This window comes from Eikenella corrodens (genome assembly GCF_900187105.1).
Lineage (GTDB): Bacteria > Pseudomonadota > Gammaproteobacteria > Burkholderiales > Neisseriaceae > Eikenella > Eikenella corrodens.
Window position 1 is genome coordinate 1395970 of sequence record NZ_LT906482.1, and the last position, 23338, is coordinate 1419307.

The following is a 23338-nucleotide window of genomic DNA, read 5'->3' on the forward strand; positions in this document are numbered from 1 at the left end:
ATACAGGCAGTTTCAGGTAGCCTTTCGCAGTTTGAGGCTACCTGAAAAATGGTAAGGCTGTTTCTAACTACGTTGTAGTTTGCATTTTACCTACATCGAGGTTCTGCTTTTAGCTCCGCAGAAATTGTGCGGCGTTACGTTTGAATGTTGTTGAAGCTTTCAGGTAGCCTCTTGCGCGGCGGCAGCCTGTTTTTGCAGTTGGTACAGCAGCTCGAGGGCTTGGCGCGGGGTGAGTTCGTCGGGATGCAGCGCAGCGAGCTCTTGCAGCAGGGGGTGGGCGGCAGGCGGGGCGGGCTCGGCGGGGTTGTGTTCGGGTACTGCATCTTCTGGCAGGCTGAACATATCCATCTGCGGGCGGTGGGCGGCGGCTTGGGCTTCGAGCTGTTCGAGGTGTTTCTGCGCGGCTTTGAGGGCGGGGGCGGGCAGGCCGGCGAGTTTGGCTACGGCGATGCCGTAGCTTTTTTCGGCCGGGCCGGGCTCGATGTGGTGCAGGAAGACGATGTCTTGCCCTTCTTCTAAGGCGGAGAGGTGCATATTGACGGCGGCGCTATGCTGCTCGGGCAGGCGGGTGAGCTCGAAATAGTGAGTGGCAAACAGGCTGAAAGATTGGTTTTTTTGGATTAAATGTTCGGCCACGGCCTGGGCGAGGGCGAGGCCGTCGAAGGTGGAGGTGCCGCGACCGACTTCGTCCATGAGCACTAGTGATTGTTCGGTGGCATGGCGCAGGATGTAGGCGGTTTCGCTCATTTCCACCATGAAGGTAGAGCGGTTGGCGGCGAGGTCGTCGGAGGCGCCGATGCGGGTGAAAATTTGGTCGATTTGGCCGATGCGGGCGGCTTCGGCGGGCACGAAGCTGCCGGTGTGGGCGAGCAAAACGATGTGGGCGACTTGGCGCATATAGGTGGATTTGCCGCCCATATTGGGGCCGGTGAGCAGCATGAGGCGGTGTTTGTGGTCGAGGCGGGTGTGGTTGGGTGTGAAGTGCGGCACTTGGCCTTCAACCACGGGATGGCGGCCGTTGTCGATTTCGATGCCGGGATAATCGGTGAACTGGGGGGCGTGGTAATCGTGTTCGGCAGCAAAGTGGGCAAAACAGCAGAGTACGTCCAGCGCGGCAGCAGCTTTGGCGGTACGTTGCAGCAAGGGCAGTTGTTGCTGGAGCTCTTGCAGCAGGCTGTCGTAGAGGCGTTTTTCAAGTGTGAGGGCGCGCTCTTGGGCATTGAGCACTTTGTCTTCGAAGGTTTTGAGCTCGGGGGTGATGAAGCGTTCGGCGTTTTTCAGGGTTTGGCGGCGTTGGTAGTCGGCGGGGGCTTCGGCGGCTTGGATTTTGGAAAGCTCGATGTAGAAGCCGTGCACGCGGTTGTATTCGACTTTGAGGGTGGAGAGGCCGGTACGCTCGCGTTCGCGCGCTTCGAGTTCGAGCAGGAAGTCGCTGCCGTGGTTTTGGATGCGGCGCAGTTCGTCGAGCTCGGCGGAAAAGCCGTGGTTGATCACGCCGCCGTCGCGCAGCCATACGGCGGGCTCGGGCAGGATAGCCTGTTGCAGCTTCTCGGCAATGCCTGCGCCTTGCGGGAAGATGTCGGCCAGGGTATTGAGTAGGCTGCTTTCAGGTAGCCTGAGTTGGGTAAGTGTGAATAAGCTGTCGCGCAGGCCGGAGAGGTCGCGCGGGCGGGCGGAGCCTACGGCGATGCGGGCGGCGATGCGTTCGATGTCGGCGATGGTTTTCAGGTAGCCTTGCAGGGCGGAATAATCGTTTTGCAGGGCGGATACGGCTTCTTGACGGGCGCGGATGTGTTCTCGGTTGCGCAGCGGGTTGTGCAGCCATTGGGCGAGCAGGCGGCTGCCCATGTTGCCGGCGCAGCGGTCGAGGGTGGAAAAGAGGGTGGGCTCTTTTTTGCCGGACAGGGTGGCGGTGATTTCGAGGTTGCGGCGGGTGGCGGCATCCATGCCGATATATTGTTGTTCGGTTTCGAGGCTGAGGTTGTCGAGGTGGCGCGGCAGGCGGGATTGGGTGTGGCGGATGTAGTTGAGCAGGGCGCCGGCGGCGCCGATGGCGGGATCGTGTTCGCCGAATTGGAGGCCGAAGCCGAGCAGGTCTTGGCAGCCGAAGTAGTCGGTGAGCAGAGTGTGGGCGCTGTCGGGGGCGAATTGCCAGTCGTGCAGGCGGGTGGGGTTGCAGTTTTCAGGTAGCCTCAGTTTGGCGGCGGCTTGGTCGGGCAGCAATACTTCGGCGGCCTGCAGGCGGGCGAGTTCGTCGGACAGTTGGGCCGGGGCGATGATTTTGGCTTTGAATTCGCCGCTTTGCAGGGAGGCCCAGGCGAGGCCGACCGGCTGCTTGGACTTGCCGTTCCAAGCCACGGCGGCGATGCGGTTGGTTTCTTTGTCTTCCAACAGGGCGGCATCGGTGAGCGTGCCGGGGGTAATGATGCGCACTACTTCGCGCGCTACGGGGCCTTTATTGGCGCCTACTTCGCCCACTTGCTCGCAAATGGCCACGCTGCGGCCGAGTTTGACCAATTTGGCTAAGTATTGCTCGGCCGCATGATGCGGCACACCGGCCATTTTGATGGGCTCGCCGTTGATCTGACCGCGGGTGGTGAGCGTGATGTCGAGCAGGCGGGCGGCTTCTTCGGCATCGGTGAAGAAGAGCTCGTAGAAGTCGCCCATGCGGTAGAACAGCAGTTTGTCGGTGTGCTGGGCTTTGATCTCGAAATACTGCTGCATCATGGGGGATACGGCGCTTTTGCGGCTCATGAAAGGCTACCTGAAAAATGGAAAGGCGAAAAACGATATTGTAGCCGATGCGGCAGTGGACGAAATGTTTGTACTTGTAAAATGATTTGCCCGGCGGCTGGGGTGGGTGGTTAAATTCTGCCAGTTTGCGCCTGCGGCCGCCGTAAACGGGCAGGAGTTGGCTAGAAAGCATCGGAAACGGCGCGGGACGGGCGGCAATGTTTATATATTATTTATCGATTTCTTTCAGTGGTATAAATTCAACTTCATGGAATGAAAACTGAAATGGCAGGAAAATTTCTTTCTTCTCGTAACGGCTGGCTGCTGCTGTTGGCATTGCTGCTGGGCGGCTGTTTTTTTCATAGCCGGTCCAAGCCTTCTGGCGGCGGTGTCGGTGCTATGCCGGCTTTGCCGCCCGGGCAGCGTTATACAGAAGGCTATCAGCACCGGGTTTCAGGTAGCCCGGCAGGGTATAAGGCGGTGTCGTTTGCGGCGTTGCCCCAGTGGCCGCAGCAGGATTTTGCGGCTAGCTTGAATGCGTTTCGCAAAAGTTGTACTGCTTTGAAAAACAAGCTGCAATGGCAGAATGTGTGCGCCCAGGCCGACAGGGTGGGCAGTCAGTCTGCAGCGGCTAGGCAGTTTTTCGAGCAATATTTCACGCCGTGGGAAGTGAGCCACAATGGGCAGTTGGGCGGCACGATAACCGGCTACTACGAGCCGGTGTTGCACGGCAGCGCACGGCAAACGTCGCAGGCGCGCTTCCCAATTTATGGCTTACCCGCTGATTTGGTTACTGTGCCGTTGGCTGGTGCACCGCAATCAGGAACGGTGCGTATCCAACTCACCGGCCGCAACAGTGGCCAAATTGCCGCTAATGGTGAATACACGGCCAATCTGGCTGATTTCCCGGGGCGCGAGAAGAGCCGGTCTTTGAAAGGACGGGTTTCAGGTAGCCGCTTTGTGCCGTATTACACCCGTGCGCAAATCAATGCCGGCGCGGTAAACGGCAGTGCGCCGGTGTTGGCTTATGCCGATGATCCGGTTGAATTGTTTTTCCTGCATATCCAAGGTTCCGGCCGAATCCGTACGCCGGACGGGCGCTATATCCGCCTTGGGTTTGCCGATAAAAACGACCATCCCTATATTTCTATCGGCCGCTATATGGCCAATAAAGGTTATTTGCCGTTAGCGCAAACCAGTATGCCGAAAATCCGTGATTGGTTGCGTGCACATCCGGATAAACTGGCTGAGGTGTTGGGTCAAAACCCCAGTTATGTATTTTTCCGCCAACTGCCGGATGGCAATGACGGGCCGATTGGTTCGTTGGGTGTGCCGCTGAGCGGTGGTTATTCCGGCGCGGTTGATAAACGCTTCATCACTTTGGGCGCGCCACTGTTTCTGGCCACTGCGCATCCTGAAACCGGCCATGCGCTCAACCGCCTGATTATGGCGCAAGACACTGGCAGTGCTATCAACGGCGCAGTGCGTGTGGACTTTTTTTGGGGTTATGGCGATGAGGCGGGTAGAGTGGCCGGCCGCATGAAGCAGACAGGCTATGTTTGGCTGCTGTTGCCTAACGGGGTGTTGCCGTGAAATTGCCCATCAATTATTACCTGCTGGGCAGAGAAAAGATACGCTGTTAGTGTGTAATCTCTTTCTTTTTAGCGGAGAGTTTCATTAATCCGTTTGAATAGAACGTGTAAATTAATATATACTTTAGTCTAAATTTCCGACATTTGTGTTTGGAAAGATGTTAAGAGAAGTAGGATGAATATTTTCATTCAATTATGTTTAGGGAGGGTGGGATAAATGGATCTGACGATTCTAGTTCCGCTATTGGTGGTTTTGGCAGGCTTGATTTTTGTGCAGCGCCGCCAAAAACAACAGGCAAAAGCCGCTGTTGATGAAGAGAAAAAAGGCAGAGGTAAACGCGCTGCTGCCCGATCAGGCAGCAAAAAGTCAGCGCCGGCAGCTGTTCGCCAGGCTGCAGCAGTTTCGCCATCTGAGCCTGAAGAAATTGAGGTGAGTGAAGACTGGGGTTGGGAAGCTGTGCCTGATGTGGAGGCGGAAGCAGCAGCAGTCAATGTGGCGCAGGAAGTTGATGCACTCACGGAATATAAAGTCTATAAGCAATTCGGTTACCATGAAAAAGCAGCCGAATCGCTGTCTCAATATCTAACTTCCGGCTCGGCAGCAGTGAGCGACGGTATGCGCAGCACTTTGGTTAATGAGTTGGTGCAATTGTGGCTAGATGCTAAAAAGCCGGACGAGTTGGCTGAAACTTTGCGCCAGTTCGGCAACCTACTCACCAAAGCACAAACTGAGGACTATATCAAACAAGGTTTGGCTGTCGATAAAAACAACCTTAATCTACGCGTGTTGGCTGAAGAAGTGCTGGGCTGGGGTGTGCAGCAAACCTCTGCCGAAATCGGCGAACGCAACGGATTGGATGCTCCGGCACAAAGCAAGCAGACCAAGCAGAAAAGCCGCCGTGCAGTTGCAGAAGCCGAGAACGAGCAGAAGGTGGCAGATTTGGCGTCAGTCAAGACTCGCAAGGAGTTGGTGACCAACTCCAAATATGCTGGTGCTATTCTTGTGCACGATGAAGAAAAAGCCGCTCTGATGGGCTTTATGGAGCCTGAGTCAGGCTATCGCCTGATGAAGGATAGATTGGCCTATGATGCGGCAGTCAGCTATGCCAATAAGGCTATCCGCCAGGCCAATAAACCGGCTGCATTGATTATTGATGCGCTGAGTTTGGATTATAAAAATCAAAATATCGACCGATTTGCCCAACATCTTTGGCAGCTCTACTACACATTAGGCCAGTATGGCCGCCAAGTGAAGGAAAGGATGCTGGGCTGGGGTCTCAACTTGGGTGAACACCCTATCTTTACTCAGTTGGAAGCTAATCCGAATGAGGCTCAATTGCGCGAAATCGGGATTGCCAACGGTTTCTTAGATCGAGGCACCAGTACCCAAAAAGCGCACCGCAAACCCCTTATTAGAACACGTACTGATGATGTCAGCGTAAAACAGACGCCGGCAGAAAAAGTGTTGCGTGATGTCGAATCGTTATTGATGTACGGTCAGTTGGATGAAGCAATGAATTTGCTGGAAGAATCGATTTTGGAATACCCCAGCGAATCGCAGCTGTATATCACGCTGTTCGATATTTGCGAACGTGCGGAAGAGTGGGAGCGCTTGGAGCAGGTATTGCATAAGATACGTGCCAATATCCAGCATCCGCCAGAGGAGGTAGTATTGGCAATGAGCCAGTTGCTACAAAAAATCAACTACGGTTCTGTTCGGACATAATAAATGACTAATAACGCAATCCCCCAAGTGAAGACGGTTCACATTATGCTGTTGGGCATGGATGAGCGCCAATATGCGATGTTCCGCATGGCATTCAAAATGCACGGCATCACCAATTATGAACTGGTTACGGTGGAGCAGGGCATTCAGCCGGATATGGTATTGGCCGATGCCGATACCGATGTAGAGATTTGGAAAGATGCGAAAAACCAGTTTCCAGATGCGAAAGTGGTGTATTTCTCCAGTTCTCCGCCTCCGGTAACCGCTCCTTATTTGGCCAAACCAATTAAGTTCGATACTCTGTTTTTGAACTTGAAGAACTTGCAACAGGGTAATGGTATTTGGGTGGCTAGTAGTAGTGGCAGCTCAGCGGCTCCTGTTTCTAGACAGGCAACACAAGAGACTGAACCGGCAGCCACACAATCTCATTCAGCCAATATTACCATCGAACATTTTGATGAAGACGGCGGCTTGTTGGGCGAAGTGCGCAAGGCAGCCAAGCAGGATAACGATGTGGCAGTAATGCACAATGGTAAGCCTGTGCTGTTGGTGTTCCCTTCTGTTCAGAAAGTGTTGCTGGCAACCGATTCTGAAACACTCCAATCTTTGTGTGAGCAAAAGTTTGTTGATTTGCAGACACGAGTAATCACAGAAGAACATTTGAAGGCTAAGGCAAAACTCTCCATCAGTGCTTGCTTGTGGCAGCTGGCTATTTGGACAGGTAATGGCCGTTTCCCCAAAGTCATCAACAAAAATACAGTATTCAAAGTTCGCAACTGGCCAAACCTGACCCGTTTGGCACCGCTTGCCGAATCAATGCGCCTATCTGCCTTCTTAACCAAGGCTTCAGGTAGCCTGACTATCCTGCACAAGCTGATGCTTATCGATAACAAAGATTTGGCTGATTATCTTACTGCAGTCTATGTTACCGACCATCTGATTGTGGAATCAGCTGGACAAGCTGAGCCTCAAACTACTGGAGCAGGGCAAGCTAGGGCTGCCGCCCAAACGCAAACTATACAGCGTCCGGAGAGAGTTCATGCCAGAGCGCATGAAGATAGTGGCGATGAAGAAGTACCGAAACAACGCGGACTGCTGCAACGTTTGATGAATAAAATTATTGGCCGATAAAGGAATATAACATGGCAGAGAATAAGATTATTTTTACAGGCCCGGTCGGCGTGGGGAAAACTACCGCTATTGCTGCACTGTCGGACGACCCGCCGATCAAGACCGATGCCCGTGCATCTGATATGACGACCTCCATGAAAAGCCACACCACCGTGGCCATGGACTACGGCGTGATTCACTTGGATGAAAAAACCAAAGTGCATTTGTACGGTACGCCTGGGCAGGAACGCTTTGATTTCATGTGGGATATTCTGAGCCAAGGCAGTATGGGCTTGGTGTTGCTGCTGGATAATACCCGTTCCAATCCTTTGAAAGATCTGAAGTTCTTCTTGGATTCATTCAGCGATTTGCTCAAAACCGCCCCTGTGGTTGTTGGTGTAACCAAGATGGATTTGAAAGCCACGCCGGGTATCGAGGTATACCAGAAATATCTGTTGCAATACGGCATGAACGTGCCAGTATTTGAAATTGATGCTCGTAACGAAAACGATGTGAAACAGCTGGTTACAGCTATGCTGTATTCAATTGATCCTGGTTTAGAGGTATAAAAATGGATTCGACACTACTTTTGCAGCCTAATCTATACCCACGAGTAACTCCTGCCGGCGCATATTATGCGGTTTCCAATAAAGGCCAAAGCGCTAGCCGTACTCTACTGGGCGGTATTCTACAAGCTGGTGAGCAGGAAACCGTTAGCCGGGAAAATGTATTGCGCTGGGCGCAAACCAACGATATTGATGCCGCACTCAACTTGTTGTATCGCATGCAGCGTTTGGAATTTTTGTATGGCGAAGACGAGCCGGACAAGAAAACCGACTTACTCAGCGGTACCGGCCTGCCCAATATCCTGATGCATCTTTCTGATGTGCAAAAAGCATTGTTGGTGGATCAAGACGGTTTCTATTTCTCCAGTTCCGGTTTCAACCACGAAGCTGCCGAAGAAATCGCTGTGCTGGCCAGTGAAGCCGTGCGTTTGTATGAACAGCACAGTCTTCTGATTAAGAATAACCTGAACATCTACCACAACGCGGTGGGCATTTGCGATCCGTCCGGCCAGAGCGAGCTGACCTTTTTCCCGCTGTATATCGGTGATTTGAAATTTATCCTAGTGACCGGCGGCGTGCCGCAGTTGCATAAAGATGAATTTGTATCTTTGGTGCGGGCGCTGTATCAAATCGTTGATTCTGCGAACCAAATTGAAACATTCTAATTAAACTATTGGGAAAACACGATATGCAACAACAATTAGTTTCTTCCGTATTGAGCGATTTGAACAGTTCGTCTGTTGATATTACCGCTTCCGCCGTTATTTCTAGTGACGGTTTGCCGATTGCCTCCATGCTCCAGGGCAATATCGACCCGGATCGCGTGGGCGCGATGTCTGCTGCTCTGCTGGCCTTGGGTAACCGTACTACCAAAGAGCTGCTGTGCGGCGAATTGGAGCAGGTGATTGTGAAAGGCACTGATGGCTATATCCTGCTGATTCAGGCCGGTGAAGACACCGTACTGGTAGTAACCGCACGCGAAAGCGCCAAATTGGGCCTAATTCTGCTCGATGCCCGCCGTGCAGCTCGTAGCATTGTGGATTTGGAAAGCAGCTAAACGCCTCTCCAATACGCACTGAGTGCCGTACGCCAGGCTACCTGAAAATACAGCCAATCTGTTTCAGGTAGCCTTTGTTCGATTGCCGGTTAGTAAACCGGTTTGTTTATGGAGTATAACCAACCAGATGGTTTTTGGATTTTTTAGAAAGCGCAAAGCGCAACCCACATCCCCGCAACAGGAAGCCGAGTTGGTACAGGCGGTTGAAGAAGCAGTGCAAACCGAAGAGGTTGCGATGCAATCTACATCAGAAACAGCAGAGCAAGCTACTGCCCAAACGCCTGCTGCTGAAATTGCTGTGACTGAGTTGGAGTTGACTGATTTAGCTACCGAAATATCGGCACACGAGCTCGCAAGCATAGAAGAAGCAGATGCTGAAGTATTGCCCGCACAACCGGAAGTTTTGGCTGAACAATCTCTTGTTGAAACACAAGCAGATAAAATCACTGATGCCGTGCCGACTGTAGAAGTAGTAGAGCAAGTAGCGGGCGAAACATCTGTTGTTACAGCTGAAGCAGCTGCTTCGATTGATGAACACGACTCTGATGCTCAGGCAGGCAACGAGCCAGCATTCAGTGAGCAGACAGCGGCAGAATCAGTTGCTCCATCAAGTACCGACATCCATAAAGCCGCTGTCGAGCCAGTTTCAGAGCAGCCAACCTTGCTTGGCTGGGCTGCCCGCCTCAAGCAAGGCTTGAGCAAATCGCGCCAGCAGATGGCCAAATCGCTGGCCGGCGTGTTTGGCGGTGGCAAGATAGACGAAGACCTGTATGAAGAGCTGGAAACCGTGCTGCTCACCAGCGATATGGGCATCGAAGCCACCGAGCATCTGATGGAAGAAGTGCGCCAACGCGTGAGCCTGCGCGGCCTGAAAGACGGCGAAGAACTGCGCGGCGCATTGAAAGAAGCCATCTACGAGCTGATTAAACCGCTGGAACAACCGCTGGCCTTGCCCGCAGACAAACGGCCGTTTGTGATTATGCTCGCCGGCATCAACGGCGCGGGCAAAACCACTTCTATCGGCAAGTTAGCCAAATATTTCCAAGCTCAGGGCAAAAGCGTGCTGCTGGCCGCCGGCGATACTTTCCGCGCCGCTGCCCGCGAGCAACTGGCCGAATGGGGCGAGCGCAACGGCGTTACCGTGATTTCCCAAGCTTCCGGCGATTCTGCCGCCGTCTGTTTCGATGCCGTGGAAGCCGCCAAAGCGCGCGGTATTGACATCGTGCTGGCCGACACCGCCGGTCGCCTGCCCACGCAAACCCATTTGATGGAAGAAATCAAAAAAGTGAAGCGCGTGTTGCAAAAATCCATGCCCGACGCGCCGCATGAAATCGTGGTGGTGCTGGATGCCAATATCGGCCAGAATGCTGTGAACCAAGTGATTGCCTTCGATGACGCTCTGGGGCTCACCGGCCTCATCGTCACCAAGCTCGACGGCACGGCCAAAGGCGGCGTGCTGGCTGCGCTGGCCAGCCGCCGCCCCGTGCCGGTGCGCTTTATCGGCGTGGGCGAGGGCATCGACGACTTGCGCCCGTTTAACGCCCGCGAGTTTGTAGACGCACTGCTGTAATCCCAAGATACACAGCAAAAGGCTACCTGAAAAACCGTTTTCAGGTAGCCTCTCGGTTTTCAGGTAGCCTGTTATATAATCCGCTTCACTCCTTCCTTTCGAGAACACCATGCTGCTTGCCCTCTCTTTGCGCGATTTTGTGATTGTTGAGCAACTCCATCTGGATTTCCAGCCCGGTTTTACCGTGCTCACCGGCGAAACCGGTGCCGGCAAATCCATCACGCTCGATGCGCTCAGCCTGCTGCTCGGCGACAAGGCCGACTACAGCCAAATCCGCCACGGCTGCCCTGAAGCGCAGCTTTCCGCCCTGTTTGATTTGAGCGGCTTGCCCGCATTGCGCGCCGAACTCTGCGAACAAGGCCTGCTCGGCGCAGACGAGGTCGAGCTTTCCATCCGCCGCACCATCGACAGCAAAGGCCGCAGCCGCAGCTTCATCAATAATCAGGCCGCCACCCTGGCCCAACTGCGCCAAATCGGCAGCCGCCTGGTGGACATCCACGGCCAAAGCGCGCACCACTCGCTCAACAGCGAAGCCGTGCAGCGCGATCTGCTGGATGCTTTTGCCGGCAGCAAACCATTGGCCGAGCAAGTGCAAGCCGCTTATCGGCAATGGCGGCAGGCGCAGGAGAATTTGGCTATGGCCGAGGCCGAGGGCGAACGTTTGGCCGAAGAGCGCGAACGGCTGGCCTGGCAGGTGGGCGAAATGGAAAAACTCGCCCCGGTGGAAGGGGAATGGGCGCAGCTTTCGCAAAGCTACGACAGCTTGGCGCACGCTGCCGAATTGTTGCAGGCTGCCGAAGAAGTGGCCGCCCACATCGACGGCGACAACGGCCTGCACAGCCTGGCCGGGCGCTGCCGACGCCAGCTGGAAAGTCTCTCCGGCATCGAACCGCGTTTTGCCGAAAGCCTGGCAATGCTGGATAGTATCGAAGCCGAGTTGGGCGAAATCAGCAGCCACATGCACAGCGTGGCCGCCCGTGCCGAAATCAACCCCGCCGAATTGGCCGCGCAGGAAGAGCGCATGGCCGAACTGATGTCTGCCGCCCGCCGCCACCGCATCGAGCCCGAAGAGCTGCCTGCCCGCCTGGCACAGCTGCAGCAGGATTTGGCCGATTCCGAAGCCGCCGCCGACATCGAAGCCCTGCGCGAACAGGTGCGCCTGGCCGAAGCCGCCTATTTGCAGCCCGCGCGCGAGCTATCCGCCCAAAGGCAGCAGGCCGCCGCCAAACTGGCCGAAGAAACCACTGAGCATATGCAGCAGCTTTCCATGCGCGGCGCACGTTTTCACATCGAGCTCATTCCGTGCGAAGCGCAGGCATACGGGCTGGAGCAGGTGCAGTTTCAGGTAGCCGCCAATCAAGGCAGCCCCTTGCGGCCGTTGAACAAAGTCGCTTCCGGCGGCGAACTGGCCCGCATCAGCCTGGCCCTGCAGGTCACCGCCAGCCAATACACGCAGATTCCCACCCTGATTTTTGACGAAGTAGACAGCGGCATCGGCGGCGGCGTGGCCGAAACCGTCGGCCGCGCCCTGCGCACGTTGGGGCGGCAGCACCAAGTGCTCGCCGTTACCCACCTGCCACAAGTGGCCGCCTGTGGCGCACAGCATTGGCAGGTAAGCAAACACAGCGGCGGCGGCCAAACCGTGAGCACCATTCGCGAGCTCGAAGGCAGTGCGCGCATCGAAGAAATCGCCCGCATGCTCGGCGGCGAAACCCTCACCGACACCACCCGCCGCCATGCCGCCGAAATGCTGGAAATGGCGGCAGCAGAGTAGGGCGCTTGTTTCAGGTAGCCTGTAGGTCAAGAAAGAGGCTACCTGAAAAATATAGTGGATTAAAATAAGAATAGGACAAGGCGGCGAGCCGCAGACAGTATGAGCAATACGGCAAGGTGAGCCAACGCTGTAGCATTCTTATTTTAATTCACTATAAACCCGCCAAAATTTCAGGTAGCCCGAAAACACAAAGGCTACCTGAAAGCAGCCATCCCACTATAAAACCCGCTGCCTGTTTTCAGCCAGCCTCCCCCCTATCCCAAGCCCATCCCATCATGACCGATTCCCTCTACCTCCCCGCCGCCCACCTGCGCCCCGCCGCCATCACGCTGCCCGGCTCCAAAAGCATCAGCAACCGCACCCTGCTGTTGGCCGCCCTGTCCGACAACGCCTGCCGCATTGAAAACCTGCTCGATGCCGACGACACCCGCCATATGCTTGCTGCGCTGCAAAGCCTCGGCGTCCGCATCGAACATCATGGCGGCGGCAGCTACACCGTGCACGGCTGCGGCGGCCGTTTCCCGCAGCGGCAGGCCGATTTGTTCCTCGGCAACGCCGGCACCGCCTTCCGCCCGCTCACCGCCGCTCTGGCCCTGCTTGGCGGCGATTACCATCTGCACGGCGTGGCGCGGATGCACGAACGCCCCATCGGCGATTTGGTCGATGCCCTGCGCCAAGTCGGGGCAACTATCCGCTACGAAGGCCGGGAAGGCTATCCGCCGCTGCACATCGGTGAGCGGCAGGCCGGCGGCCAGAGGCTTATCACCGTGCGCGGCAATGTGTCCAGCCAATTCCTCACCGCCCTTTTGATGGCCTTGCCGCTCACCGGGCAGGCGCACGAAATCGAAGTGCAGGGCGAGCTGATTTCCCAACCCTATATCGACATCACGCTCAAACTGATGGCGCAATTCGGCGTTCAGGTAGCCCACGACAGCCATCGGCTGTTCAGGCTACCTGAAACAGCCCGTTACCACGCCCCGGCTACCCTTCATGTGGAAGGCGATGCCTCCGGCGCATCCTATTTCCTTGCCGCCGGTTTGCTCGCCGCCACTCCCGTGCGCGTGTACGGCATCGGGCGGCACAGCATCCAGGGCGACACCGCGTTTGCCGCCGAGCTGGAAAAAATCGGCGCCGCCGTGGAGTGGGGCGAAAATTATATTCAGGTAGCCCGCCGCCCCGGCCAGCGCATCCGCCCCTTCGATTTGGATGCCAACCACATCCCCGATGCGGCAATGACCTTGGCCGTGGTGGCCCTTGCTGCCGGCGCGCGTTGCAGCCTGCGCAATATCGGCTCGTGGCGCGTGAAAGAAACCGACCGCATCACCGCCATGGCCGCCGAACTGCGCAAACTCGGTGCACGGGTGGAAGAGGAAGCCGAAGCCATCCACATCACCCCGCCGCCCCGCCTGGCCGCCAACGCCCGCATCGACACCTACGACGACCACCGCATGGCTATGTGCTTCTCGCTGGTTTCCCTGCTCGGCGTGCCGGTGTATATCAACGACCCGCAATGCGTGAACAAAACCTTTCCCGATTATTTCCGATTGTTTGAATCTATGCGGGCGTGAGAGGCTGCATAAGGGAAGATGAGGCATCAGCCAAACGTGAGCAATCTGTTTTTATGCTTTGGCCGAATGGAAGAAATTGGCATTAAGTGGCAGCTGGTTTGGTATAAATGCTTGGCCTGCTCTCTGCAATGTTAAAAGGCTACCTGAAAATTTTCAGATAGCCTTTTAACGTACGAAAGGGACAGATTCTTAGCAGAAGCTGTGTGTACCCAACAGACCTCAAGCCGCCGTGCAGATTTTATTGAACAGCCGCAGGCAGTTGGCGGTGGTGGCTTGGGCGATGTTTTCCAAGCTGTCGCCGCGCAGTTGGGCGACGAAGGCGGCGGTGTGGCGGACGTATGCCGGTTCGTTGGGTTTACCGCGTTTGGGCACGGGCGCGAGATAGGGAGCGTCGGTTTCCACCAGTAGCCTGTCGAGCGGCACGTAGCGGGCGGCTTCTTGGATGGCGGTGGCGTTTTTGAAGGTGACGATACCAGAGAAAGAGATATAGAAACCTAAATCCAAGGCCAGTTTGGCGGCGTGCACGTCTTCGGTGAAGCAGTGGATAACGCCGGCGTGGGCTTGGTGTTCGCGCAGCAGGCGCATGGTATCGGCGGCGGCATCGCGGGTATGGACGACAAGCGGCAAGCCGCTGCGGTTGGCGGCTTCGATATGCAGGGCGAAGCGTTGGTGCTGCCAGGCCAAATCGCCTTTGCACCAATGATAATCCAGGCCGGTTTCGCCGATGGCCACCACTTTGGGCCGGGCGGCGCGTTCCAGCAGTTCTTCCAGGCTGAATTCTTCGGCTTCCGGGTCGTCGGGGTGGATGCCGACTGTGGCGTAGATGGTGGGGTGATTTTGGGCGATGGCGTGCACTTCTTCGAAGCTCTGCCGGCTCACGCTGATGGCGATGGCTTTATCCACGCCGGCCTCGGCCATGTTGGCGAGGACTTCAGGTAGCCTTTGGGCGAGGTCGGGGAAGTTGAGGTGGCAGTGCGAATCGATCAGCATGGCTACATGGTGTAGGTGGCGCGGTCGGTGTGCACCAGGCCGGGCAGTTGGTCTTCGATGTAGTTTTTACATTTGATGCCGGTTTCGTCGTCGCCGAAAGCGAGGCCTACGCCTTGCGGCTGGCCGTTGGTGGTACGGCTGAGGTTGATCCACACTACGCGGGTGCGCAGGAAGAATTTTTCTGGATTGTCAAACAGTTCCAATACCAACAGCACTTCTTCGCCCATTTTGAATTCGTCGTTGGTGGGCACAAAAATGCCGCCATGCTCCAGAAACGGCATGTAGCTGTAGTAGGCGATGGGTTTGTCTTTGAGGCTGACGCTCATCATGCGGCCGGGGGCGCTGTCGGCGGGTGTGCTCATGGGTATTTCCTTGTTTTAAGTAAGTAACGTTTATACAAAATAAATAACGGCTTGTTTTCTTAAGGGGCTGTACTAGATTAGCCCTAAATTCCACACCAATCCCGCAGGATTTTAAGCTGCCGGGACGGTGTGCCGAAGTTAAATCGAAATTCGCATTCTTTCAAGAACAGCGGGAAAGATTTGCGATCGATTCCGTTGTATTTGCGCAAGACACGTTTCGCCTGATTCCAAAAATTCTCAATGCCGTTGATGTGGTTCTGACGGTCGGCAAATTCCTTGGAATGGTTGATGCGGTAATGGATAAAACCGCTCATGTCCAACTTGTCATAGCTGCTCAGACTATCCGTGTAAACAATGCTGTCCGGCATGATTTTCTGTTTGATAACAGGCATCAAAGTATCGGATTTGGCATTATCTACGACAACGGTATAGACCCGTCCGTTGCGTTTCAGAATGCCAAAGACAACCACTTTTCCTGCCGCACCGCGACCACGCTTGCCCTTGCGACGTCCGCCGAAATAGCTTTCGTCCAATTCGACGGGGCCCTCGAAAACCTCATCGGCAGCCAAGGCCAAATGATGGCTGATGACCATACGGATTTTGCGGTAGAACAGGACTGCCGAATTGGGATGGATACCCAAAATATCGGCGGCAGAACGGGCGGTAACTTCCAGCACAAAAAAAACGGAGCAGTTCTTTCTGTACTTTTTTCCTTAATTTGCAGTGTGTTATCTTCATATTTCGAGGGTAACATATCTGCTAATCTAGTACAGCCCCTTTCTTAAAGCGGTTTGTTTTGCCAGAAAGCAAGGTAGTTGGTTAGCAAATTTTCAATCTGCATTCTAACACTTAAGGTATGCCGGCCGTAAGGGCTGAGGTGGTTTAGGGTGCGTACCAGTTGGAATAAGGTTGTCCCCCGGGTGCGGGAGGCTACCTGAAAAATGGCGGCTTGGTGTTGCGGATAGTAGATCGGGGGCAGGTTTTGTTGGGCGAGCGCGGTGTCGGCCAGCCATTTGTGCAGCCAGTCGAGAAACACGGCCAGCGGCCATTTTTGCTTGTCGAAAGCGGCGGCGTAATCCAGCATGGCCAACAGGCGCGGTTTGGCCAGCAGTTGACACAGCTCTTCGCGCATCGTGTCTTGCTCCGGCTCGGCTGCAAACAGCGGGGCGCCGCTGTGGAAGGCAAGCAGGACTTCGGCTTGAGGGGTGTTTTGCGTTTTCAGGTAGCCTAAGGCTTCTTCGGCACTCGGGGCGGGCAGCAGGAAGGGGCGGCAGCGGCTTTTAATGGTGGGCAGCAGGCGGTCTTTGTTGTGGGTTACCAAAAGGAACACCACCGATGCGGGCGGTTCTTCCAGCATTTTCAACAGCGCGTTGGCGGCTTGGGTATTCATGGTTTCCGCTGGCTGCACCAGCACCACACGCAGCCCGCCGCGCACGGAGCTTTGCAGCAGCGGCGATAGCACGGCGCGCACGGCGTCGATTTTGATTTGCAGCAGCTTGCGCGCGCTTTCGCCTTCGGCGGGCAGCTCGGGCGCGAGTTCGTAGTAGTCCGGATGGCTGCCTTGGGCGAACAGGTGGCACGAAGGGCAGCTGCCGCAAGGCTGGTGTTCGGCCTGCGGCTGTTCGCACAGCAGCGCCTGTGCTAGATGGCGGGCAAACGCGGTTTTGCCGGTATCGCGCCGGCCTGTAAGCAACCAAGCGTTGGGGCGGTTGCCCCATTGGGCAGCCAACTGCCGCCAAGCGGATTCATGCCAAGGATAAATCATAGGAAAACGTGAAGGCTACCTGTAAAGAGATCAGCCGTTTAACAATAGAGTGAATGAAAATAAGACTGCTACGGCGTGGGTTCGCCGCCATGTTAATCCGCTATAGCAAGAGGCTACCTGAAAACGAAGCAGGAGCAGCACACTAAGCCTTCTTCCCCCACTTAGCCTTGGCGATTTCCACCGCCATCGGCAGCACGGACACCACAATAATGCCGATCACCACCAGCCCGAAATTATTTTTCACCACCGGCAGCTCGCCGAAGAAGTAGCCCGCATAAGTGAGCAGCCCCACCCACATCAGCGCACCGATGATATTGTAGCGGATAAAGCGGCCGTAATGCATATTGCCCATGCCCGCCACAAAGGGCGCAAAAGTGCGCACAATCGGCACGAATCGCGCCAGAATAATCGTTTTGCCGCCGTATTTTTCGTAGAAAGCATGAGTTTTATCCAGATACTCGCGTTTGAACACGCGCGAATCCGGTTTGGCAAACAGCTTTTCGCCGAAATACTTGCCGATGGCGAAGTTTACCGCATCACCAATCACTGCCGCCGCCAAGAGCAGCGCGGCCGCTATATGTACATTCATCCCGCCCAGCGCCGCCACCGCGCCGGCCGCGAACAAGAGCGAATCGCCCGGCAGAAAGGGCGTAACCACCAGCCCGGTTTCGCAAAACACGATGAGGAACAGAATGGCATAAATCCACAGGCCGTAGGTTTGGGTGAGCTCGATGAGGTGTTGGTCGATATGCAGAACGAAATCAATCAGGCTGGCAAGCATGGGGAAACCGCAAATAGAAAGAACGGGCGGCATTGTAAGGCAAGAGCGGGTGGGCTGAAAGGGCTGCGTACAAACCGGTCTGCAAACGCCGTTTTTTGCTGCCGGTTAGATGATGTCAGTTTTCAGGTAGCCTCAAGAGAGGGATAGAGGCTACCTGAAAAGTTTCTTTTTCTCAGAAACGCTGTCTTCCTGTATTTTCAGGTAGCCTTTCGGCTGCCTGAAATGCTTTTTTCGGTTAGAATCGGCGGCATTTACCCATTTGCCTGTTTTCCCCTATTTTCGAGGAGTTGTTATGTCGCAATACGTCTATTCCATGCTGCGCGTGAGCAAGGTGGTGCCTCCGCAGAAAACCATCATTAAAGATATTTCCCTTTCTTTCTTCCCCGGCGCGAAAATCGGCCTGCTCGGTTTGAACGGCGCAGGCAAATCCACCGTGCTTCGGATTATGGCGGGCGTGGACAAAGAGTTTGAAGGCGAAGCCGTGCCGATGAGCGGCATTAAAATCGGCTATCTGCCGCAAGAGCCGGAGCTCGACCCCGAAAAAACCGTGCGCGAGGAAGTGGAAAGCGGTTTGGGCGAAGTGGCTGCGGCGCAGAAACGTTTGGAAGAAGTGTATGCCGAGTACGCCAATCCTGATGCGGATTTTGACGCGCTGGCGGAAGAGCAGGGCCGTTTGGAAGCGATTATCGCGGCGGGTTCGTCCACGGGCGGCGGTGCGGAGCACGAATTGGAAATCGCTGCCGATGCGCTGCGCCTGCCGGAATGGGATGCCAAAATCGGTAATCTGTCCGGCGGTGAAAAACGTCGCGTTGCCTTGTGCAAACTCTTGTTGAGCAAACCCGATATGCTGCTGCTGGACGAGCCGACCAACCACTTGGATGCGGAATCGGTGGAGTGGCTGGAGCAATTTCTGGTTCGCTTCCCCGGTACAGTCGTTGCGGTAACACACGATCGCTACTTCCTCGACAACGCCGCCGAATGGATTTTGGAACTCGACCGCGGCCACGGCATTCCGTGGAAAGGCAATTACTCGTCTTGGCTGGAGCAGAAAGAAAAACGCTTGGAAAACGAGGCGAAATCCGAAGCCGCGCGCGTGAAGGCGATGAAGCAGGAATTGGAATGGGTGCGCCAAAATGCCAAAGGCCGCCAAGCCAAGTCTAAAGCGCGTTTGGCTCGTTTTGAAGAAATGAGCAACTACGAATACCAAAAACGCAATGAAACGCAGGAAATCTTCATTCCCGTCGCCGAGCGTTTGGGTAATGAAGTGATTGAATTTGTGAACGTTTCCAAATCGTTTGGCGATAAAGTGCTGATTGACGATTTGAGCTTCAAAGTGCCTGCGGGTGCGATTGTCGGCATCATCGGCCCGAACGGTGCGGGTAAATCGACGCTGTTTAAAATGATTTCTGGCAAGGAGCAGCCCGATTCGGGCGAAGTGAAAATCGGGCAAACCGTGAAAATGAGCCTGATCGACCAAAGCCGCGAAGGTTTGCAAAACGACAAAACCGTGTTCGACAACATCGCCGAAGGCCGCGATATTTTGCAGGTCGGACAGTTTGAAATCCCCGCCCGCCAGTATTTGGGACGCTTCAACTTCAAAGGCAGCGACCAAAGCAAAATCGCGGGGCAGCTTTCCGGCGGCGAACGCGGCAGGCTGCACTTGGCAAAAACCTTGTTGAGCGGCGGCAATGTGTTGCTGCTGGACGAACCGTCCAACGACCTCGATGTGGAAACCCTGCGCGCGCTGGAAGAAGCATTGCTGGAATTTGCCGGCAGCGTGATGGTGATTTCGCACGACCGCTGGTTCCTCGACCGCATCGCCACGCATATCTTGGCTTGCGAAGGCGATTCGAAATGGGTGTTCTTCGACGGCAACTATCAGGAATACGAAGCCGACAAGAAACGCCGTTTGGGTGAAGAAGGCGCGAAACCGAAACGTATCCGTTACAAACCGGTAACCCGCTAAAGCGCAAAGAGGCTACCTGAAAACTGCAGGCTTAGTTTTCAGGTAGCCTCAATTTATCCAGCCAAACCAAAGGACAAACATGAACTGGCAGCAATTGCTCAGCACCAAGCGCTTCAAGCCCGAGAACGGCCAACTGGTAGCCACCGTTACCCCCTCCAGCCAGGAAGGCGCGGATGCGCTGCGCACCGATTTTCACATCGATTACGACCGCGTGGTGTTTTCCGGCTCGTTCCGGCGGTTGGGGCGCAAAACACAGGTACATCCCTTCGCCGAACACGACCACACCCACAACCGCCTTACCCACAGCGTGGAAGTGGCCAGCGTGGGGCGCAGCCTGGGCAACCGCGTGGGCGTGATGCTGGCCAAGGGCGGTTTCTTGCCGCCGGAGAATACGCCATCCGATATCGGCGCTGTGGTGCAGGTGGCCTGCCTGGCGCACGATATGGGCAACCCGCCTTTCGGCCACACCGGCGAAGAGGCATTGCGCGATTGGTTCCGCAATCCCGAGCACGCAGGCTACCTGAAACACCTGGCCGAAGCCGAACGGCGCGACGTGCAAACCTACGAAGGCAATGCCCACAGCCTGCGCATTTTGGCCAATCTTGAAATGTATCAGCACCGCGGCGGCATGCGCCTCACCGCCGCCTCCATCGGCGCGCTGCTCAAATACCCGTGGACCACCTCCGCGCCGCAGGGTTTGAAAAAATTCAATATTTATCAAACCGAGCTGCCATTTATCGAATGCGTGGCCGCCGAATTGGGGCTACCTGAAATCGCCGCACACCATTGGAGCCGCCACCCCCTGTCCTACCTGATGGAGGCGGCAGACGACATCTGCTATGCGCTCCTGGATTTGGAAGATGCGGTGGAGCTCGGCTTGTTGGACGACCGCGAAGTGGAAAACGTATTGCAGGGCATGGTGCACATCGACAAACTCTGGCCGGAGCAATCCGCCCGCCAGCGTTGCGCCATGCTGCGCGGCATGGCCATCGGCCGCGCCATCGACGATATGGCGCAAACCTTTATGCTGCACCATGCCGACCTGCTCGCCGGCAGCTTCCAAGGCAAAGACCTGCTCAGCGTGTGCACGCCCGAAGTACGCGATTCGCTGGAACGGGCCAAAGAGCTGGCACGCACCCGCGTGTTCCGCCATCAGAGCAAGCTGATTACCGAAATCGCCGCCTTCCCCTGTATCGGCTCGATTCTCAACCTGCTCGTACCCGCTGCCTTTGCCTACATCACCAAAGCACACGTCAGCACCCGCCAATCGCTGGCCTTGGAGCTGCTGCGCGACGACCCATTGAACGAACAAGACACGCTTTACACCGCCTACATGAAAATCCTCGATTTTGTCGGTGGCATGACCGACAACGCTGCCGCTAGACTGGCGCGGGAAGTGTCGGGGATTGGGATGTTGTAAGGATTGATGTGCCAATAATGTAAGGCTACCTGAAAATAAGTGCAGCCAACTTCTGCGAAGCTAAAATATAACTCGATATTTTGTCATCAAAAGCTAGAAAGAAACTCCATGTCCACCATCCTCGTTACCGGCGGTGCCGGTTTTATCGGCTCACACACCGTGGTCGAACTCATCCAAGCCGGGCATTCCCCCGTGATTATCGATAACCTCTGCAACGCCTCGCCTCAAGTTATCGGCCGCATTACAGAAATCACCGGGCACACCCCCGCCTTTTATCAGGGCGACATCCGCGACCGCGAATTATTGCGCCGCATTTTTGCCGAACACCCCATCCAATCCGTAATCCACTTCGCTGCGCTCAAAGCCGTGGGCGAGAGCGTGAAAAAACCGCTGGAGTATTACAGCAACAACGTTTCAGGTAGCCTCATCCTGCTGGAAGAAATGCAGCGCGCGGGCGTGAAAAGCATCGTGTTCAGCTCCTCCGCCACCGTGTACGGCGACCCGGATACCGTGCCGATTACCGAAACCGCCCCTCTCGGCGAAGCCACCAATCCCTATGGCGCATCCAAGCAGATGATGGAACGTATGATGGCCGACCTCCACACCGCCGACCCCGAATGGAGCGTGATTCTGCTGCGCTATTTCAACCCCATCGGCGCGCACCCCAGCGGCCGCATCGGCGAGCAGCCCAACGGCATTCCGAACAATCTGTTGCCCTACGTTTGCCAAGTGGCAGCAGGCAAACTGGCCGAGCTTTCCGTGTTCGGCGACGACTACCCCACCCCCGACGGCACCGGCGTGCGCGACTATATCCACGTTGTCGATCTGGCGCTCGGCCACGTGGCCGCCCTCGATAAAAAAAGCCGCGAAGCAGGCGTGCACATCTACAACCTCGGCACCGGCAAAGGCTCGTCCGTGCTGGACATCATCCGCGCCTTCGAAGCCGCTTCGGGCCAAAAAATCCCCTATGCCATCAAACCCCGCCGCGCGGGCGACATTGCCGAATGCTATGCCGACCCAGCCCGTGCCGCTGCCGAATTGGACTGGCATGCCGCGCGCAGCCTGAACGACATGATGCGCGACTCTTGGCGCTGGCAAAGCGGTAATCCGAACGGATATGGAGATTGATGACGGAGAGGTTACCTGAAACTTTCAGGTAGCCTTTATCCAACACAGGCTGCCTGAAAAGAATAATGTGCTAATTTTGCTAAATTTCAATATTCTATCTTGCCATGCGGGGTTAAAGATGAACCTAACGTGCAGCGAGCAGACGACTATTTGTCCATTCAGAGTTGAAGCTCAATTCGACCAAGATTTATCATGCACTCGAAAATATTGCTTTCTCAAAGCATTAAACCGATTTTGTCAGTAATATCTCACCGTTGGATACGGCAAACCGCCGCCACGGTATTCTTTCCATCCACACCGGAGAAAATTATGCAAAAAACCCTGATTGCCTTGGCCGTGTTGGCCTTGTCCGCTGTTGTGCAGGCTGCCCCCGCAGACGAGGGCGTGCCGTTGCACCCCATCAATGACGGCCGCTACACCGTAACCGCCGGCTACGCACACGAAAATGCCAAAATTGATCAGCTTAAATACTCCGGCGACGGCGTTACCCTGCAAGGCCGCGCCGATATCCCGCTGGCACAACAGCACGCCATCCGTGCCGAATTGGGTTATCGGTATCTTGATTCCGATGCGAAAGCTAATGGCGAGAAAGTTATTAATGGTGCCAAAACCAATAATGTAGATGTGTATGCCGGCTATTTGTTCTCTCCCTCCGGCTTCAAAAACGGTGGTCTGCGCGTGGGCGGCGGTTTGGGCTACAGTCATGGCAAAATGGATTTGCATAGTCATCAAACCGACCTTGATGGTGATGCAGTTGATATCAGTGCCAACAACCTGTATCTGAAAGCTCAGGTGGAGTACGAGCAGCAACTGGGTAGCGGCTGGAGCATTACTCCGTGGACCGAAGCCCAAGTCAGCCTGCACCGTCGTGTAGAAGAGAAATATACACAGATTGAGTTTGCCAGCGACGGCAGATACAAGCAAAACAACTACAGCCTCGGCCTAGGCGTGGATGTGAACAAACAGTTGGGAGAAAGCACCAGCCTCACCTTCGGTCCCTACTATCGTTACGCGCGGGATAAAGCTACCAGCTTTACCCACGAAGACGAGAATATAGAAGTGCCAAAAACCAGCCGTCACAGCTTCGGTATCCGGGGCGGCGTGCGCTTCTAATAGTTGTATTGGTTTGCAAAAGGCTACCTGAAGTTTCAGGTAGCCTTTTTTGCACCAAGATATAGGTTGGGTTATGACCCAGCGTTTTAGGTAATTGAATGTTTTTGTTTGGTTTGG

Annotated in this window: 18 protein-coding genes and 1 pseudogene; 13 read left to right on the forward strand and 6 right to left on the reverse strand. The window is 55.4% G+C overall.

What is annotated here, in order from left to right; translation table 11 throughout:
- Nucleotides 1–159: 159 nt before the first annotated feature.
- The gene (gene mutS, locus CKV94_RS07060; protein WP_035580768.1) at nucleotides 160–2754 is read right to left on the reverse strand and encodes a DNA mismatch repair protein MutS; all 2595 of its coding nucleotides are present in this window, start codon (nucleotides 2752–2754) and stop codon (nucleotides 160–162) included.
- 264 nt (nucleotides 2755–3018) lie between these two features.
- Between mutS and mltA the strand changes: the two genes are divergently transcribed.
- The 9 genes from mltA to aroA all read left to right on the forward strand — a co-directional run bounded on the left by mltA (nucleotide 3019) and on the right by aroA (nucleotide 13696).
- Nucleotides 3019–4326 (forward strand): murein transglycosylase A, encoded by a 1308-nt coding sequence (mltA, locus tag CKV94_RS07065; protein ID WP_035580771.1) that lies wholly within the window; start codon nucleotides 3019–3021, stop codon nucleotides 4324–4326.
- A 216-nt stretch (nucleotides 4327–4542) separates the two neighbouring features.
- Nucleotides 4543–6051: a hypothetical protein gene (locus tag CKV94_RS07070; RefSeq protein ID WP_003824082.1), complete on the forward strand. Its 1509-nt coding sequence runs from the start codon at nucleotides 4543–4545 to the stop codon at nucleotides 6049–6051.
- Between the two features lie 3 nt (nucleotides 6052–6054).
- The gene (locus CKV94_RS07075; protein WP_003824083.1) at nucleotides 6055–7182 is read left to right on the forward strand and encodes a hypothetical protein; all 1128 of its coding nucleotides are present in this window, start codon (nucleotides 6055–6057) and stop codon (nucleotides 7180–7182) included.
- Between the two features lie 11 nt (nucleotides 7183–7193).
- Nucleotides 7194–7730, forward strand: coding sequence for a GTP-binding protein (locus CKV94_RS07080; protein WP_003824085.1), 537 nt, complete (start codon nucleotides 7194–7196; stop codon nucleotides 7728–7730).
- A 2-nt stretch (nucleotides 7731–7732) separates the two neighbouring features.
- Nucleotides 7733–8392 (forward strand): roadblock/LC7 domain-containing protein, encoded by a 660-nt coding sequence (locus tag CKV94_RS07085; protein WP_003824087.1) that lies wholly within the window; start codon nucleotides 7733–7735, stop codon nucleotides 8390–8392.
- Between the two features lie 23 nt (nucleotides 8393–8415).
- Entirely contained in the window at nucleotides 8416–8784 is a 369-nt protein-coding gene (locus CKV94_RS07090) for a roadblock/LC7 domain-containing protein (protein WP_003824088.1), read from the forward strand.
- Between the two features lie 127 nt (nucleotides 8785–8911).
- Nucleotides 8912–10354: a signal recognition particle-docking protein FtsY gene (gene ftsY, locus CKV94_RS07095; RefSeq protein ID WP_003824089.1), complete on the forward strand. Its 1443-nt coding sequence runs from the start codon at nucleotides 8912–8914 to the stop codon at nucleotides 10352–10354.
- A 109-nt stretch (nucleotides 10355–10463) separates the two neighbouring features.
- Nucleotides 10464–12128 (forward strand): DNA repair protein RecN, encoded by a 1665-nt coding sequence (recN, locus tag CKV94_RS07100; protein ID WP_035580774.1) that lies wholly within the window; start codon nucleotides 10464–10466, stop codon nucleotides 12126–12128.
- 275 nt (nucleotides 12129–12403) lie between these two features.
- Complete coding sequence (gene aroA, locus CKV94_RS07105) at nucleotides 12404–13696, forward strand: 3-phosphoshikimate 1-carboxyvinyltransferase (RefSeq protein ID WP_035580777.1); 1293 nt, start codon at nucleotides 12404–12406, stop codon at nucleotides 13694–13696.
- 219 nt (nucleotides 13697–13915) lie between these two features.
- Here the strand turns inward: aroA and CKV94_RS07110 are convergent, their stop codons facing one another.
- From CKV94_RS07110 to CKV94_RS07130, 5 genes and pseudogenes are all read right to left on the reverse strand, one after another.
- Nucleotides 13916–14686 (reverse strand): TatD family hydrolase, encoded by a 771-nt coding sequence (locus tag CKV94_RS07110; RefSeq protein WP_003824096.1) that lies wholly within the window; start codon nucleotides 14684–14686, stop codon nucleotides 13916–13918.
- Between the two features lie 2 nt (nucleotides 14687–14688).
- Nucleotides 14689–15048 (reverse strand): PilZ domain-containing protein, encoded by a 360-nt coding sequence (locus tag CKV94_RS07115; protein ID WP_003824098.1) that lies wholly within the window; start codon nucleotides 15046–15048, stop codon nucleotides 14689–14691.
- An 83-nt stretch (nucleotides 15049–15131) separates the two neighbouring features.
- Nucleotides 15132–15786: pseudogene (locus CKV94_RS07120) on the reverse strand (IS1595 family transposase).
- A 43-nt stretch (nucleotides 15787–15829) separates the two neighbouring features.
- Nucleotides 15830–16813, reverse strand: a complete 984-nt coding sequence (gene holB, locus CKV94_RS07125; protein WP_003824110.1) for a DNA polymerase III subunit delta' — start codon at nucleotides 16811–16813, stop codon at nucleotides 15830–15832.
- Between the two features lie 142 nt (nucleotides 16814–16955).
- Nucleotides 16956–17594, reverse strand: a complete 639-nt coding sequence (locus tag CKV94_RS07130) for a DedA family protein (protein WP_003824111.1) — start codon at nucleotides 17592–17594, stop codon at nucleotides 16956–16958.
- 292 nt (nucleotides 17595–17886) lie between these two features.
- Here CKV94_RS07130 and ettA point away from each other — a divergent pair, with 292 nt between their 5' ends.
- The 4 genes from ettA (at nucleotide 17887) to CKV94_RS07150 (ending at nucleotide 23221) form a co-directional block, all read left to right on the forward strand.
- The gene (gene ettA, locus CKV94_RS07135; protein WP_003824112.1) at nucleotides 17887–19560 is read left to right on the forward strand and encodes an energy-dependent translational throttle protein EttA; all 1674 of its coding nucleotides are present in this window, start codon (nucleotides 17887–17889) and stop codon (nucleotides 19558–19560) included.
- A 79-nt stretch (nucleotides 19561–19639) separates the two neighbouring features.
- On the forward strand, nucleotides 19640–20980 hold the full coding sequence (locus CKV94_RS07140) for a deoxyguanosinetriphosphate triphosphohydrolase (RefSeq protein ID WP_003824114.1): 1341 nt from the start codon (nucleotides 19640–19642) through the stop codon (nucleotides 20978–20980).
- A 108-nt stretch (nucleotides 20981–21088) separates the two neighbouring features.
- On the forward strand, nucleotides 21089–22108 hold the full coding sequence (gene galE / locus CKV94_RS07145; protein WP_003824115.1) for a UDP-glucose 4-epimerase GalE: 1020 nt from the start codon (nucleotides 21089–21091) through the stop codon (nucleotides 22106–22108).
- A gap of 309 nt (nucleotides 22109–22417) precedes the next feature.
- Nucleotides 22418–23221, forward strand: a complete 804-nt coding sequence (locus CKV94_RS07150; protein WP_003824116.1) for an outer membrane beta-barrel protein — start codon at nucleotides 22418–22420, stop codon at nucleotides 23219–23221.
- Nucleotides 23222–23338: the final 117 nt, after the last annotated feature.